Annotated in this window: 14 protein-coding genes; 3 read left to right on the top strand and 11 right to left on the bottom strand. The window is 74.1% G+C overall.

The window, feature by feature from the left end; all coding sequences use genetic code 11:
• Positions 1 to 24: 24 nt before the first annotated feature.
• The 11 genes from AC4H2G_RS12610 to AC4H2G_RS12560 form a co-directional block, all read right to left on the bottom strand.
• Positions 25 to 390 carry an iron chaperone gene (locus AC4H2G_RS12610; RefSeq protein ID WP_494366076.1) on the bottom strand — a complete coding sequence of 122 codons (366 nt, stop codon included), beginning with the start codon at positions 388 to 390 and terminating at the stop codon, positions 25 to 27.
• A gap of 71 nt (positions 391 to 461) precedes the next feature.
• Positions 462 to 1,481 (bottom strand): EamA family transporter, encoded by a 1,020-nt coding sequence (locus AC4H2G_RS12605; RefSeq protein WP_494366075.1) that lies wholly within the window; start codon positions 1,479 to 1,481, stop codon positions 462 to 464.
• Entirely contained in the window at positions 1,478 to 2,182 is a 705-nt protein-coding gene (locus AC4H2G_RS12600) for a lysophospholipid acyltransferase family protein (RefSeq protein ID WP_494366074.1), read from the bottom strand. The genes AC4H2G_RS12605 and AC4H2G_RS12600 overlap by 4 nt, the downstream gene beginning before the upstream one ends.
• Entirely contained in the window at positions 2,179 to 2,964 is a 786-nt protein-coding gene (gene cmk / locus AC4H2G_RS12595; RefSeq protein ID WP_494366073.1) for a (d)CMP kinase, read from the bottom strand. The genes AC4H2G_RS12600 and cmk overlap by 4 nt, the downstream gene beginning before the upstream one ends.
• A gap of 59 nt (positions 2,965 to 3,023) precedes the next feature.
• A complete protein-coding gene (aroH, locus tag AC4H2G_RS12590; protein ID WP_494366072.1) occupies positions 3,024 to 3,386 on the bottom strand; it encodes a chorismate mutase in 363 nt (120 codons plus the stop codon).
• Positions 3,387 to 3,427: 41 nt separating this feature from the next.
• Positions 3,428 to 4,501, bottom strand: a complete 1,074-nt coding sequence (locus AC4H2G_RS12585; RefSeq protein ID WP_494366071.1) for a pseudouridine synthase — start codon at positions 4,499 to 4,501, stop codon at positions 3,428 to 3,430.
• Positions 4,498 to 5,223 carry an SMC-Scp complex subunit ScpB gene (scpB, locus tag AC4H2G_RS12580; RefSeq protein WP_494366116.1) on the bottom strand — a complete coding sequence of 242 codons (726 nt, stop codon included), beginning with the start codon at positions 5,221 to 5,223 and terminating at the stop codon, positions 4,498 to 4,500. Before scpB ends, AC4H2G_RS12585 begins: the two co-directional genes overlap by 4 nt.
• 44 nt (positions 5,224 to 5,267) lie before the next feature.
• Positions 5,268 to 6,221, bottom strand: coding sequence for a segregation and condensation protein A (locus tag AC4H2G_RS12575; protein ID WP_494366070.1), 954 nt, complete (start codon positions 6,219 to 6,221; stop codon positions 5,268 to 5,270).
• Complete coding sequence (locus AC4H2G_RS12570; protein WP_494366115.1) at positions 6,205 to 7,065, bottom strand: ParA family protein; 861 nt, start codon at positions 7,063 to 7,065, stop codon at positions 6,205 to 6,207. Before AC4H2G_RS12570 ends, AC4H2G_RS12575 begins: the two co-directional genes overlap by 17 nt.
• A 216-nt stretch (positions 7,066 to 7,281) precedes the next feature.
• Entirely contained in the window at positions 7,282 to 8,214 is a 933-nt protein-coding gene (xerD, locus tag AC4H2G_RS12565) for a site-specific tyrosine recombinase XerD (protein WP_494366114.1), read from the bottom strand.
• Positions 8,215 to 8,372: 158 nt separating this feature from the next.
• A complete protein-coding gene (locus AC4H2G_RS12560; protein ID WP_494366069.1) occupies positions 8,373 to 9,371 on the bottom strand; it encodes a heme o synthase in 999 nt (332 codons plus the stop codon).
• A gap of 355 nt (positions 9,372 to 9,726) precedes the next feature.
• On the opposite strand from AC4H2G_RS12560, the gene tkt reads away from it, so the two are divergent.
• From tkt to zwf, 3 genes are all read left to right on the top strand, one after another.
• Positions 9,727 to 11,889 (top strand): transketolase, encoded by a 2,163-nt coding sequence (gene tkt / locus AC4H2G_RS12555; RefSeq protein ID WP_494366068.1) that lies wholly within the window; start codon positions 9,727 to 9,729, stop codon positions 11,887 to 11,889.
• Between the two features lie 140 nt (positions 11,890 to 12,029).
• Positions 12,030 to 13,172: a transaldolase gene (gene tal, locus AC4H2G_RS12550; protein WP_494366067.1), complete on the top strand. Its 1,143-nt coding sequence runs from the start codon at positions 12,030 to 12,032 to the stop codon at positions 13,170 to 13,172.
• A 108-nt stretch (positions 13,173 to 13,280) separates the two neighbouring features.
• A complete protein-coding gene (gene zwf / locus AC4H2G_RS12545; RefSeq protein ID WP_494366066.1) occupies positions 13,281 to 14,822 on the top strand; it encodes a glucose-6-phosphate dehydrogenase in 1,542 nt (513 codons plus the stop codon).
• Positions 14,823 to 14,870 lie beyond the last annotated feature (48 nt).

The following is a 14,870-nucleotide window of genomic DNA, read 5'->3' as shown; positions in this document are numbered from 1 at the left end:
ACCGCGTGGAGACGGGCCCGCGCATCAGCCGACCGCTCCGTGATGACGCGCCGCCAGCCGCGCGACGACGTCGCGCACGACGTCGTCCGGCACCGGCTCCGCGAGCGGGAACCGGAGCGTGCCCTTGCCGTCGCGGTAGCGCGCGATCCGGCGCGCGAGGTCGTCGTCCTCGTCGTCGGGCACGGGGTAGAGCGAGACGTGGTGCGCCCAGCCCGCGAGGTACACGACGTAGCGGTCGTCGAGCGTGAACGTCGGGATGCCGTAGCTGATCCGCTCGCCGAGCCCGTCGACCGTCGCGTGGATCACGCCGCGCAGGTGCTCGACGACCTCGCGCGTTGCCGGCGAGAGGGACGCGACGTACTCGTCGACGGTGGTGACCTTGTCCGCCATCGCTGCTCCTCCCCCGCGGGACCCGCGCCACCTCGCGCGACCCGCGCCGACGGCACGGGATACGCGCGAACCTACTCCGCGTCGGCCGTGGTGGCGCGTCGGGCCGCCCCGGCGTCCGTGCCCAGCGCCACCCGTTCCGTCCCCGCGAGGCGGACGAGGACGATGCCCACGACGACGAGCGCACCCCCGACACCCTGCACGACGCTCGGCACCTCGCCGAGGAGCAACCACGCGATGAGCACGGCGAACAGGACCTCCGAGAGCCCGACGAACGACGCGAGCCGCTCCCCCGCGCGCACCGTCGCGGCGACGCCCGAGACGTACGCGAACGCCGTCGCGACGAGCACGACGACCGTCAACGGCACGAACCAGGGCACCGTGGACCCGAGGAGCGGGACGTCCACGAGCGGGGCGCGCAGCGGGAGCAGACCCGTCACGCCCGCCGCCGCGAGCGCCACCGCACCGACAGCCAGGCCGGACGCGGCGAGCGCGACGGGCGGGACCGTCGTCGGGCGGGCGGAGAGCACGAAGTAGGCACCCAGTCCCATCGCGGCACCGAGCGCGAGAACCACGCCGATCACGTCGAGGCTCGCGCCGCCCGGGTCCACGACGAGGACCAGACCGGCCACGGCGACCGCGCACCCGGCGAGCGTGAGCCGGGGCGGGACCCGCCGCGTCCGCGCCCACGCGAGGCCCACGAGCAGCACGGGCGCGAGGTACTCGATCAGCAGGGCGACGCCGACCGGCAGGCGCTCGACGGCCGCGAAGTAGCACAGCTGGGTCGCGGCCACCGCGATGAGCCCGAACCCGAGGACGAGGCGCCACTCGTGCCGCAGCGCGCGACGGCACCCGCGCAGGGCGACGAGGGCGAACGGGGCGAGGACGAGCGCGGAGCACAGGGCGCGCGCGAGGACGGCCGCCCCGGGTGTCCACCCCGCCTCGAGCAGCGGCTTGACGAACGGTCCGCTCGCGCCGAACGCGAGCGCCGACGCGAGGCCCAGGAGGATGCCCGTCGCGGGCCGGTCGCCGACGGCACCGCGCGGCGTGGCCGGCGGGGCACCGAGGACGGGTGCCGGACCGTCGGGCGTCACGACGTCGGCCGCCGTTCGCGGTTCGGGTCGTCCAGGGGCAGCGCGATCCCGGAGCTCGCCACGGTGTCGGCGACGAGCACGGCGAGCGCGTGCCGGATCCTCTCGTTCGCGTCCTCGAGCGCCTGCTTGCCGCTCACCCCCGGGACACGCTCCACGACGAGCGGCTCCCCGAACCGCACGACGAGGCGGCGGCGCAGCCCAGGGACGTGGTTGACGCCCTCGCCCGTGCGTCGCGTGCCGAGGACCGCGACGGGGACGACCGTGGCGTGACCGTTGAGCGCGAGCCACGCGACGCCCGCGCGCGCCGCGGTCGCGTCGCCACGGCCCCGGTTGCCCTCGGGGAACACGCCCACCGCACCGCCGCGGCGCAGGACGGCGAGCGCCGTCGACAGCGCCCGGCGCCCGCCCGGGCGGTCCACGGGGATCTGCCCGGCGGCGCGCAGCACCCCGCCGATCGGCCCGACGAACATCTCCTCCTTGACGAGCACGTGCAGCGGGCGCGGGGCGACGCCGAGCACGACGGGACCGTCGACGACGCCCGTGTGGTTCGCGGCGAGCACCACCGGACCCTCGGCGGGGACGTTCTCGGCGCCCTCGACGCGCGTGGCCCACACCACGCGGGCGAGGAAGCGACCGACCCACCGGGACCACGCCGGCCCGGCGTGCGACGGGACGCGAGGTGCGGGTGCCGCGCCGCTCACGGCGCGGGGCGGTGGCCCACCGCCCGACCGGTCACCCGCTCGACGACGGCGAGGACCGCGTCGACCGTCTGCGGGAGGTCGAGCGCGGAGGAGTCGACCGTGGTGACACCGTCCGCGGCGACCTGGAACTGGGAGACCGTCGAGTCGTCGCGGTCGCGCCGCAGCACCTGGTCCCTGGTCGCCTCGACGGCCGCGGCGTCCGCGGTGCCGTGCACGTCGAGCGAGCGGCGGGCGAGGCGCGCCTCCTCGCTCGCGGTGAGCAGGACCCGCACGTCGGCGTCCGGTGCGACGACGGTCGTGATGTCCCGCCCCTCGGCCACGACGCCGCGCCCGGCGGAGAACCCGTCCGGACCGTGCTCCGCCTCGATGACCGCGCGCTGGACGCGGCGAAGCTCGGCGCGCACGTCGAGGTTCGTCGCGACGGCGCTCACGGCCGTGGAGATCTCGGTGCTGCGGATCGCCTCGCCGACGTCCGTCCCGTCGACGTGAACCGTGGGGTCGTCCGGGTCGAGGCCGACGACGAGCGGCATGACGCGCACGGCGCGCGCGACGGCCAGCGTGTCCTGCAGGTCCTCGCCGCGGTGCAGGCACCACCACGTCGCCGCCCGGTACATGGCGCCCGTGTCGAGGTACGCGAGCCCGAGCCGTCGTGCGACGCCCTTCGCGACGCTCGACTTGCCCGACCCGGACGGCCCGTCGATCGCGATCGTCAGCGGAACGGCGGCGCTCCCGGCGGCGCTCCCGGCGGCGCCGGCGCCGGTGCTCGGCGTGCCCTGCGTCATCTCGTCTCCTCCTCGCGCGTCGTCACGCGCGCTCACCGGGGTCACCGGGCTGGCTGTGCTCACTGGGCGAGGTCCCGGCGGAGCGCGGTCGCGCCGTGCAGGTACACGTGCTGGACGTCGGCGCGGTCGACGTCCAGCTCGGCGTGGGCCATGAGGCGCACGACGCGGGGCAGCGCGCCCGCGACCGCGATCTCCGTCGCGCACATCAGGGGGACGTCCCCCAGGCCCAGCTCGCGCGCGGCCGCGGCCGGGAAGTCGGACACGAGGTCGGGCGTGCACGTGAAGAGGATCGAGATGAGCGCGGACGTGTCGACGCGGTTCGCGTCGAGCACCTCCTGCACCAGCTCGCGCGTGCGCGCGAAGAGGTGCTCGCGCTCGTCGGCGTCGAGCTGGGTGGCGCCCCGGATCGCCCGGACCGGCATGGCTGGTGCTCCTTCGTGCGGTGGTGAGGTCTCGGCGGTCCTCAGAGGTCGACGGCGGACATGAGGGTCCCGAGCTCGGTGCGCCCGAGCACGCGCGTCGTGCCGGGGCGCAGGTTGCCGAGCGCGATCGGGCCGATGCGGGTGCGCACGAGGCGCGTCACGGGGTGACCGACCTCCTCGAACATGCGCCGCACGACCCGGTTGCGGCCCGAGTGCAGGACGATCTCGACCATCGTCTGGTCGGCGACCTGGTCGACCACGCGGTAGGAGTCGGCACGCTCGACGCCGTCCTCCAGCTCGATGCCGTGCAGGAACTTGTTCGCGACGTTGCCCGGGACCTTGCCCTCCACCGTCACGAGGTAGGTCTTCGCGATCTCGTGGGACGGGTGCGCGAGGCGGTTCGCGAGCTCGCCGTCGTTCGTCAGCAGGAGCAGTCCCTCGCTGTCGGCGTCGAGACGCCCGACGTGGAACAGCCGCTCCGAGCGGTCGGCGACGAAGTCGGTGAGCGACGTGCGCCCGTCCGGGTCGTGCATGGTCGACACGACGCCCCGCGGCTTGTTCAGCGCGAGCGTGACGCGCGACGTGTCGAGCTGCAGGCGCAGCCCGTCCACGTGCACGACGGCGGTCGCCGGGTCGATGCGCACGCCCAGCTCGCGCACCTGCACCCCGTCGACCTCGACGCGGCCGTCGGCGATGAGCTCTTCGCACGCGCGGCGCGACCCGAGGCCGGCCGACGCGAGGACCTTCTGCAGGCGCACGCCGTCCTCGACGTGCACGTCGCGCACCGGTTCCGTGGGCGCGGCGCGCTGGACGCGGCGCTGCTGCGGCGCCGCGGCGGGCCGTGCGCCGGGACCGACCCGCGCGCCCCGACCGGCACCACCCGGTGTACCGCCGCGACCCGAGGCCCCGCGACCTGAGGCCCCGCGACCGGAGCCACCGGTCGCGCGACCGGCACCGGCCGCGCCGCCCGCGCCACGCCCGCTCCCGGCCGCACCACGCCCGCTCCCGGCCGCGCCGCGTCCCGTGCCACCGGTGCCCCGGCCGGCGTCGCGGCCCTGCGCGTCCTCGCGTCGACGTGACCCGTCGCCGTCCCGGCGTCGGTCTCCTGTGCTCATCGCTGTCCTTCGTCCGTGCCCTCGTCGTGCGCCGGGTCGGTCGACCCGGCGTCGTCGGGCGTCTGTGCCGCCGAGGGCCGTCGCGAGCCGGCCGACCGGAGGTCGGCGAGCCCGTCGATCCCCTCGAGATCGTCCATCCCCGGCAGGTGCGGCGCGAGCGGGGGCAGCTCGTCGAGCGACGAGAAGCCCATGCGCTCGAGGAAGTACCCCGTGGTGCCGAACAGGCCTGCGCCCGTGTGCGGGTCCTGCCCGACCTCGGCCACGAGCCCGCGCGCGGCGAGAGTACGTACCACGCCGTCGACGTTCACGCCCCGGACCGCGGACACCTGCCCCCGGCTGACCGGTTGACGGTACGCGATGACGGCCAGAGTCTCCAACGCCGCCTGGGTCAGCCGGGCCGTCTGACCGCCCCGGACGAACCGCCCGACGGCGTCGGCGTGCGCGGGCGCGGAGTACACGCGCCAGCCACCGCCCGCCTCGCGCAGCTCGAACCCGCGCGGCCGGCCGCCGTCGTCGCCCCGGTACTCGGCCGCGAGGGTGACGAGCGTCTCGGCGACCTCGCCCGTCGGCACGGCGAGCGCCGCGGCGAGCTCGACGACGGGGATCGGCTCGTCGGCGACCATGAGCACGGCCTCGAGCGCGGCGGCGAGCCCGCCCGGCAGGTCGTGCACGTCGGGCAGGTCGTGCACGTCGGGCAGGTCGACGGCGTCGTCCACCGTCAGCGTCGCCACCGCCTCCTCGACGACCCGGTCGTCCTCGACCTCGTTCACGCGTGCACCTCCGTCATGTCCCGCTCCAGGACGACCTCCTGGTTACGCCCCTCGTCCAGCCCATCCTGCTCGTCGTCCTCGTCGTCCTCGTCGAACTCGCTGCCGACCCCCGCAGCGAGGCCGGCGTCGTCCTCCCCCGCCCACCGGACCGTGAGCTCGCCCAGCGGGGAGAGCTGGTCGAACCCGACGAGGCCTTCCCGGAAGAGCTCGAGCAGCGCGAGGAAGCGTGCGACGACCACGACGGTCTCCCCCGCGTCCGCCACGAGGGCGCGGAACGTCGTCGCACCCTGGCGCCGGACGCGCCCCGCCACGACGTCCGCCTGCTCGCGCACGCTCACGGCAGGGGCGTGCAGGTGCGCGAGGTCGACCCCGGGCGGCGGCGCCTTCGGCGCGAGCGCCCCCGCGGCGAGCGCCGCGAGGCGGTCGGGACCCATCGTCCACACGAGCTCGGGCAGGAGGGCGGCGAGGTGCGGCTCGAGCTGCACGACGCGCGGGAAGCGCCGGCCCTGGCTCTCGAGCCGCTCGGCGAGCACGCCCGAGACCTCCTTGTACGCGCGGTACTGCAGGAGCCGGACGAACAGCACGTCGCGGGCCTCGAGGAGCGCGAGGTCGTCCTCGTCGTCGACGATCCCCGACGGCAGGAGCCTGGCCGCCTTGAGGTCGAGCAGGGTCGCCGCGACGACGAGGAACTCGCTCGCCGTCCCGAGGTCCCAGCCGGGGTGCTCCTCGCCCGCGGCGTGCGCCTCCGCGGCCGCGCGCGTCTGCTCCCGGATGTGGGCGACGAAGTCGTCGGTCACGCGCCCGAGCGCGATCTCCGTGATGTCGAGCTTGTGCTTCGTGATGAGCGACAGCAGCAGGTCGAACGGTCCGTTGAAGTTGTCGAGCCGGACCTCGAAGCCGCGCTGCTCGGTGCGCGGGGACGCGGCGTCGGTGTCAGGCGGCGTCGCCACGGGCGACCAGCTCCCGCGCGAGCTGCCGGTAGGCGTAGGCGCCCGGGTGGTTCGGCGCGTACACCGTGATGGGCTCGGCGGCGACGGACGCGTCCGGGAACTTCACCGTGCGACCGATGACCGTCTGGAGCAGCTTGTCGCCGAACGCCTCGTGGACGCGCGCCACGACCTCGCGCGAGTGCAGGGTCCGCGAGTCGAACATCGTGGCGAGGATGCCGTCGACGTCGAGGCGCGGGTTGAGCCGGTCGCGCACCTTCTCGATGGTCTCGACGAGCAGCGCGACGCCGCGCAGCGCGAAGAACTCGCACTCCAGCGGGATGAGCACGCCGTGCGCGGCGGTGAGGGCGTTGACGGTCAGCAGGCCGAGCGACGGCTGGCAGTCGACGAGGATCACGTCGTACTCGTCGACCACCGGGCGCAGCACGCGGGCCAGCACGGACTCGCGCGCGACCTCGCCGACGAGCTGCACCTCCGCCGCGGACAGGTCGATGTTCGCCGGCAGGACGTCCAGGTTCTCGACGTCGGTGCTCACGATGACCTCGTGCACGTCGGCACCGCGCTCCATCAGCAGGTTGTAGACCGTGCGGTCGAGCTCGTGCGGATTGACCCCGAGGCCGACCGACGCCGCACCCTGGGGGTCGAAGTCGACGAGGAGCACGCGCCGTCCGCACTCCGCGAGCGCGGCACCGAGGTTGATCGTCGTGGTCGTCTTGCCGACGCCGCCCTTCTGGTTGCACATCGCGATGATCCGGCCGGGGCCGTGCGACGCGAGCGGGGCGGGGTCCGGGAACACCGGGAGCGGGCGGCCGACGACGTCGACGCGCGGGGCCTCCTCGACGTGCACCGCGGCCTCCGACGACGCACCCGCCTGCCGGTCGGACGGGGCGTCCGACGGGGCGGCGGGACGTTCGCCGGCACCGGGCGCGGGGTACGTGCCGCCGGTCTCGTGCTGGGTCTCGGCCTGGCTGCTCACGTCCGCCACGGTATCGCAGCACCCGGCGCGCGCCCGTCCGCACGCGCCCGCGCGCCGCGATCCCGGTCGAACGACGGGTTGGTCCGCTCAGCCGAGCGCGCGCGGGTGCGAGGACGTGTACACCTCGCGCAGCGTGTCGGGGGTCACGAGCGTGTAGATCTGCGTCGTCGTCACCGACGCGTGCCCGAGCAGCTCCTGCACCACGCGCACGTCCGCCCCGCCGGCGAGCAGGTGGGTGGCGAACGAGTGGCGCAGCGTGTGCGGAGAGATCCGCTCAGGGTGCGCCAGGCCGGCGCGCTCCGCGGCCGTGCGCAGCACGGCCCACGCGCTCTGCCGCGAGAGCCGCGCGCCGCGCGTGTTGAGGAACGTGGCCGGGGTGCCGCGCCCGCGTGCGGCGAGGTCCGGACGACCGCGCACCAGATAGGCGTCGAGCGCGCGCCGGGCGAACGACCCCACCGGGACGACGCGCTCCTTGCCGCCCTTGCCGAGCAGGCGGACGGCCCCCGTGCCGAGGTCCAGGTCGTCGATGTCGAGGCTCACGGCCTCCGAGATGCGCGCGCCCGTCGAGTACACGAGCTCGAGGAGCGCCCGGTCGCGCAGCGGCGCTGCGCCGTCGCCGGCCCCGGCCGCCTCAAGGATGCGCTCGACCTCGTCGGTCGAGATGGCCTTCGGCAGCCGCTTGCCCTGCGCGGGCGGCCGGACGTCCGCCGACGGGTCGCCGTCGGCGAGGCCCTCCGCCGCGCAGAAGCGGTGCCACCCCCGCACCGCGGCCACGGACCGGGCCGTGGACGACGGCGAGAGGCACGCGCCGCCGTCGGACCCCGTGCGCAGCGCCGTGACGTAGAGGCCGACGTCCTCCGCGGCGACGTCGCGCACGGCATGCTTGCCGCGCGCGGCGAGGAACGCGACGTAGCGCGACAGGTCGCGGCGGTACGCCGCGACGGTGTTCGCCGACAGGCCACGTTCCACGGCGAGGTGCGCCAGGTACTCGCGCGCTGCCCGGTCCAGCGCGTCGGGCACCACGACGGGCGCACCCGGAGTGCCGGGCGCCGGTTCGCCGGCTCGGGCGGAGAGAGCAGGGTGCACGGGACCATCATGCCCGCGCCGAGCGGCGCGACGGCGGAGGCGACCCCGGGAACGGCCGTGCGGCGAAAGGTGCCGGCACGTGCCGGCACGTGTCAGAAGGGCAGGAAGACGTCCACCGCGACGGCGACGAACAGCAGCGTCAGATAGGTGATCGACGCGTGGAAGACCTTCATCGCGCCGATCTTGCCGCGCGACGGGTCCTGCGCGCGGCGCAGCATCGTCACGCACGACGCCATGAACCACACGCCGAGGACGGTCGCGACGACGCCGTACACCCACGTCATGCCCGCTAGCGGCCACAGGGCGAGCGACGACGCGACCATCGCGAGCCCGTAGACGATCATCTCGCGCGCGACCCTGCGGTCGTCCGCGACGACGGGGAGCATCGGGACGCCCGCCGTCTCGTAGTCGCGCTTGAACTTGATCGACAGCGGCCAGTAGTGCGGCGGCGTCCAGAAGAAGATGACCAGGAAGAGCGCGACGGCGGCCCAGCTCAGCGAGTCCGCGACGGCGGACCACCCGATGAAGACCGGCATGCAGCCGGCGATCCCGCCCCACACGATGTTCTGCGGGGTGCGGCGCTTGAGGATCATCGTGTAGCCGACGACGTAGATCGCGATGGCGGCGAACGTCAGCCAGGCGGAGAGCGCGTTGACGAGCACGGCGAACCACACGAGCGCCACGACGCCGAGGACCGTCGCGAACACGAGCGCCGCGCGCGGCGTGACCTCGCCCGTGACGAGCGGGCGCCGCTTGGTGCGATTCATCATCTCGTCGATGTCGCGGTCGAGGTAGCAGTTGTAGACGTTCGCGGACGCGGCGGCGAGGGTGCCGCCCACGAGCGTCGCGACGACGAGCCAGAAGTCGGGGAAGCCGCCCGCCGCGAGGATCATCGTGGGGACGGTCGTGACGAGCAGGAGCTCGATGATGCGCGGCTTCGTCAGCGCGACGTACGCGCCGAGGCGCTCCCGCACCCCGCGAGCGGCGACGGTCGCGGAGGGACGCACCGCCTCGTCCGCCGACCCGGGGGTCGGCGCGGTGCGCGACGGGACTCCGGTCCCGTCGATCGGTGCCTGGCTCGTGGTGTGCACGCGCTTCGGTGTTCCGTTCTGAGGTGGGGGGCGAGCGAGGACGGACCACCGGCCGTCCTTGAGCATCGTACGTCGCGCCCTGCCACGGGGCCGACCGCACGGGCCCGCATATTGTGTGAGATCCGACCGAAATCCACGACGTGAGCACCCACCGGGCGGGAAGCCCGTCCGCGTATAGGCTGGGTGCCGCAACCGCGCTGCGCCGCACCGTGCCCGTCGTCCACTCGACCGGCGGGTCGCGCCGTACCAGCCGGGTTCCCGGCGTCGCCGGGACGCACCGGCAGGGACAGGTCGACGGTTGCTTCGAGTTGTCGCGAGGATCCGGGGCGCGCGCTCCGGACGGGAATGAGGTTCGGTGAACGCGTTGCCCCCTGCTCACACGCCCCTGGACTGGACGGACCTGGACGACCGGGCCGTCAAGGCCATCAAGGCGCTCGCCGCCGACGCCGTCGAGAAGGTCGGCAACGGCCACCCGGGCACGGCGATCTCGTTGGCGCCCGCGGCCTACCTCCTGTTCCAGAAGGTCATGCGCCACGACCCTGCCGACTCGCACTGGGTCGGTCGCGACCGCTTCGTGCTGTCGGCGGGCCACTCGTCGCTCACGCTGTACCTGCAGCTGTTCCTCGCCGGCTACGGCCTGGAGATGGACGACATCGCCGCGCTGCGCACGTGGGGCTCGAAGACCCCGGGCCACCCCGAGTACAAGCACACCAACGGCGTCGAGATCACGACCGGGCCGCTCGGCCAGGGCCTCGCGTCCGCGGTCGGCATGGCCTTCGCGTCGCGCCGCGAGCGCGGCCTGCTCGACCCGAACGCCGCGCCCGGCGAGTCGCCGTTCGACCACCACGTGTACGTCATCGCCTCCGACGGCGACCTTCAGGAGGGCGTGACGTCCGAGGCGTCGTCGCTCGCGGGCCACCAGCAGCTCGGCAACCTCGTGGTGATCTGGGACGACAACAAGATCTCGATCGAGGACGACACCGACATCGCGTTCACCGAGGACGTCCTCGCGCGCTACGCGGCCTACGGCTGGCACACGCAGCGCGTCGACTTCACCAACGGCGGCACGGGCTACGCCGAGGACGTGGACGCGCTCGCCGCGGCCCTCGAGTCCGCGAAGGCGGAGACCGGCAAGCCCTCGATCATCGCGCTGCGCACGATCATCGGCTGGCCGTCGCCCACCAAGCAGAACACCGGTGGCATCCACGGCTCCGCGATGGGCGCCGACGAGGTCCGCGGCCTCAAGGTCGAGCTCGGCCTCGACCCCGAGGCGACGTTCGCGATCGACGACGACGTGCTCGCCCACACCCGCTCCGTCGCCGAGCGCCAGAGCGACCAGCGCGCCGCGTGGGACACCGCCTTCGACGCGTGGAGGACGGCGAGCCCGGCGGGCGTCGGGCTGCTCGAGCGCCTCACCACGCGCACCCTGCCGCAGGGCTGGGAGGACTCGCTCCCGTCGTTCGAGCCCGGCAAGGACGTCGCGACGCGCGCGGCGTCGGGCAAGGTGCTCACCGCCCTCAAGGACGTGCTGCCCGAGCTGTGGGGCGGCTCGGCCGACCTCGCGGGCTCGAACAACACGACCATGGACGGCGAGCCGTCGTTCGTGCCCGTCGAGCACGCCACGAAGAAGTTCCCCGGGAACGAGAACGGGCGCACGCTGCACTTCGGGATCCGCGAGCACGCGATGGGCTCGATCCTCAACGGCATCGTGCTGCACGGCGGCACGCGCGCCTACGGCGGCACGTTCCTCACGTTCTCCGACTACATGCGCCCGGCCGTCCGGCTCGCCGCGCTCATGCAGATCCCGTCGACGTTCGTGTGGACGCACGACTCGATCGGCCTCGGCGAGGACGGACCGACGCACCAGCCGATCGAGCACCTCGCGGCCCTGCGTGCCATCCCCGGTCTCGACGTCGTGCGTCCTGCCGACGCCAACGAGGTCGCGTGGGCCTGGCGCACGATCCTCGAGACGACCGAGCGCCCCGCCGGCCTGATCCTCACGCGCCAGAACGTCCCGACGTTCCCGCGCGGCACGGACGGCTTCGCGGACGCCTCGGGCACCGCGCGCGGCGGCTACGTGCTCGTCGACGCCGAGGGCACCCCCGACGTCATCCTGCTCGGCACCGGTTCCGAGGTGCAGCTCGCCGTCGAGGCGCGCGAGCAGCTCGCGGCCGAGGGCGTGCAGGCGCGCGTCGTCTCGCTGCCGAGCCGCGAGTGGTTCGACCTGCAGGACGACGCGTACCGGGAGTCCGTCCTGCCGGCGGCGGTCCGGGCTCGCGTCTCCGTCGAGGCGGGCGTCGCCCAGGGCTGGCGCGAGCTGGTCGGCGACGCCGGTCGCGTCGTGAGCATCGAGCACTACGGCGCGTCGGCCGACTACAAGGTCCTCTACCGCGAGTTCGGCATCACGGCCGAGGCCGTCGCCGCAGCAGCGCGCGAGTCGATCGCCGCGGCGCGCGGCGGCGACGCCCCCGGTGGCCCGGCGAAGCCCGTCGAGGGCGGCACTGGCGACCTCGCCTGACCGACCGTAGATTCCGAGGTGGGGCCCCGGTCCCGGCGCCCCACCTCGGACCTGCGCCACGGGTCGCACCCGTGGCACCGCGCCGGGACGGAGCGCGGGGCCGGCGAGGCCCCGTCGAGGTACCACGAGAGGACCCCCTGATGACGCAGACCACCGTCCCCGGACCGATCGAGCAGCTCACGCAGGCGGGAGTGTCGATCTGGCTCGACGACCTGTCGCGCGAGCGTCTGCGCTCGGGCAACCTCGCCGACCTCGTCGCGACGCGCGGCGTCGTCGGCGTGACGACGAACCCGACGATCTTCGCCGCCGCCCTGTCGAAGGGCGACGCGTACGACGCGCAGCTCGCCGAGCTCGCGCCGGCCGGCACCGACGCCGCCGCCGTGGAGGCCGCCGTCGAGCGCATCACGACCGACGACGTGCGCACCGCCGCCGACCTCCTGCGTCCCCTGTACGACGCGACCGACGGCGTCGACGGGCGCGTGTCGATCGAGGTCGACCCGCGGCTCGCGAACCAGGACGCGGCGGCCACCGTCGAGGTCGCCGAGCGCCTGTGGCGCACGATCGACCGGCCCAACGTCTACATCAAGATCCCGGCCACGCTCCCGGGCCTCGAGGCGATCACCCGGACCCTGGCGCAGGGCATCAGCGTCAACGTCACGCTGATCTTCTCGCTCGAGCGCTACCGCGCCGTCATGGACGCGTTCGCGACCGGTCTCGAGCAGGCGCGCGCGGCCGGCATCGACCTCGCCCCGATCGGCTCGGTCGCGTCCTTCTTCGTCTCGCGCGTCGACACGGCGGTCGACGCCGCCCTGGAGAAGGTCGGCACCCCGGAGGCGTTGGACCTGCGGGGCCAGGCCGCGATCGCCAACGCACGCCTCGCGTTCGAGGCCTACGAGGAGTTCAGCGGCACGGACCGCTGGCGTGCGCTCGCCGCGGCGGGCGCCCACCCGCAGCGACCCCTCTGGGCCTCCACCGGCGTCAAGAACCCCGAGTACCGCGACACGATGTACGTCGACGAGCTCGTCACCGACGGCGTGGTGAACACCATGCCCGAGGGCACGCTCCAGGCGTTCGCGGACCACGGCGTCGTGACCGGTGACACGGTGCGGGGCACGGCCGCCGAGGCGCGGCGCACCATCGAGACCGTCGAGTCGTTCGGCGTCTCGCTCGCCGAGGTGACCGACCGCCTCGAGGCCGAGGGCGTGCGCAAGTTCGAGGACAGCTGGACCGAGCTCCTCGAGACCACCGCCGACAACCTGGCCCAGGCCGCCCACCAGGGCTGACGCCCGTCCGGTCCGCGAGCAGACCGCGCAGGCGTGCCGCGTCGCCTCCTAGGATCGCGGCGCGCCTCAGACCCTCCCGACCACCCTCGAACGGAACGGTGCCACCAGGTGAGACCGGCCAAGATCACGGCAGAGCACAACCCCCTGCGCGACCCCCTCGACCTGCGACTGCCTCGCATCGCGGGCCCGTGCGGGCTCGTCATCTTCGGCGTGACGGGTGACCTCGCGCGCAAGAAGCTCATGCCCGCGGTGTACGACCTCGCGAACCGCGGTCTCCTCCCTCCCGGCTTCGCGCTCACCGGCTTCGCGCGTCGCGACTGGGAGGACCAGGACTTCGCCCAGGTCGTCCACGACGCGGTCAAGGAGCATGCGCGCACCCCGTTCCGCGAGGCGACGTGGCGACAGCTCGCGGAGGGCATCCGCTTCGTGCAGGGCTCGTTCGACGACGACGCCGCGTTCGAGCGCCTGCGGGAGACCGTCGAGACGCTCGACGCGGAGCGCGGCACGGGCGGCAACCACGCGTTCTACCTGTCGGTCCCGCCGGGCGCGTTCCCGGTCGTGTGCCGCCAGCTCGCCGAGTCGGGGCTCTCGAAGCCGGACGGCGACGCGTGGCGACGCGTGGTCATCGAGAAGCCGTTCGGTCACGACCTGGAGAGCGCCCGCGAGCTCGACGCGGTCGTCTCCGAGGTCTTCCCGCCGGACTCGGTCTTCCGCATCGACCACTACCTCGGCAAGGAGACGGTCCAGAACCTCCTCGCCCTGCGCTTCGCGAACCAGATGTTCGAGCCGATCTGGAACGCGCACTACGTCGACCACGTCCAGATCACCATGGCCGAGGACATCGGCATCGGCGGTCGCGCCGGGTACTACGACGGCATCGGCGCCGCGCGGGACGTCATCCAGAACCACCTGCTGCAGCTCCTCGCGCTCGTCGCGATGGAGGAGCCCGTCTCGTTCGACGCGCCGTCGCTGCGCGCGGAGAAGATCAAGGCGCTGTCCTCGGTCCGGGTCCCTCGCGACCTGTCCCGGCACACCGCACGGGGCCAGTACGCCGCCGGCCTGCAGGGCGGCGAGGAGGTCATCGGCTTCCTCGACGAGGACGGCATCTCGGCCGACTCCAAGACCGAGACGTACGCCGCGGTCCGCGTCGACATCGACAACCGCCGCTGGGCGGGCGTGCCGTTCTACCTGCGCACCGGCAAGCGCCTCGGGCGACGCGTGACCGAGGTCGCGGTCGTGTTCAAGAAGGCACCGCACCTGCCGTTCGAGACGTCGCAGGCGTCCGACCTCGGCAACAACGCCCTCGTCATCCGCGTGCAGCCCGACGAGGGCGTGACGATGCGCTTCGGCGCCAAGGTCCCCGGGACGGCGATGGAGGTCCGCGACGTCACGATGGACTTCGGCTACGGCCACGCCTTCACGGAGTCCTCCCCCGAGGCCTACGAGCGCCTGATCCTCGACGTCCTGCTCGGCGACCCGCCGCTCTTCCCCACGCGCGAGGAGGTCGAGCTGTCGTGGAAGATCCTCGACCCGATCACCGCGCACTGGGCTGCGAAGGGCACGCCCGACCAGTACCGCTCCGGCACCTGGGGCCCGGCCTCCGCCGACGAGATGCTCGCGCGCGACGGCCGTGCGTGGCGGCGCCCGTGAGCGCCCGCACCGGCGCACGCCCCCGCACCGGCCCGCGCCAGCTCGCCG

Source organism: Cellulosimicrobium sp. BMG9.23, from assembly GCF_059159985.1.
The sequence above is the reverse complement of the archived record's forward strand: the minus strand, read 5'-3'. Positions and strand labels throughout refer to the sequence as shown.

Excerpts from the sequence above, each read along its gene's own strand:
- AC4H2G_RS12585 (WP_494366071.1), bottom strand. The coding sequence starts at position 4,501 with ATGAGCACAGGAGACCGACGCCGGGACGGCGACGGGTCACGTCGACGC.
- AC4H2G_RS12610 (WP_494366076.1), bottom strand. The coding sequence starts at position 390 with ATGGCGGACAAGGTCACCACCGTCGACGAGTACGTCGCGTCCCTCTCG.
- aroH (WP_494366072.1), bottom strand. The coding sequence starts at position 3,386 with ATGCCGGTCCGGGCGATCCGGGGCGCCACCCAGCTCGACGCCGACGAG.
- tal (WP_494366067.1), top strand. The coding sequence starts at position 12,030 with ATGACGCAGACCACCGTCCCCGGACCGATCGAGCAGCTCACGCAGGCG.
- cmk (WP_494366073.1), bottom strand. The coding sequence starts at position 2,964 with ATGACGCAGGGCACGCCGAGCACCGGCGCCGGCGCCGCCGGGAGCGCC.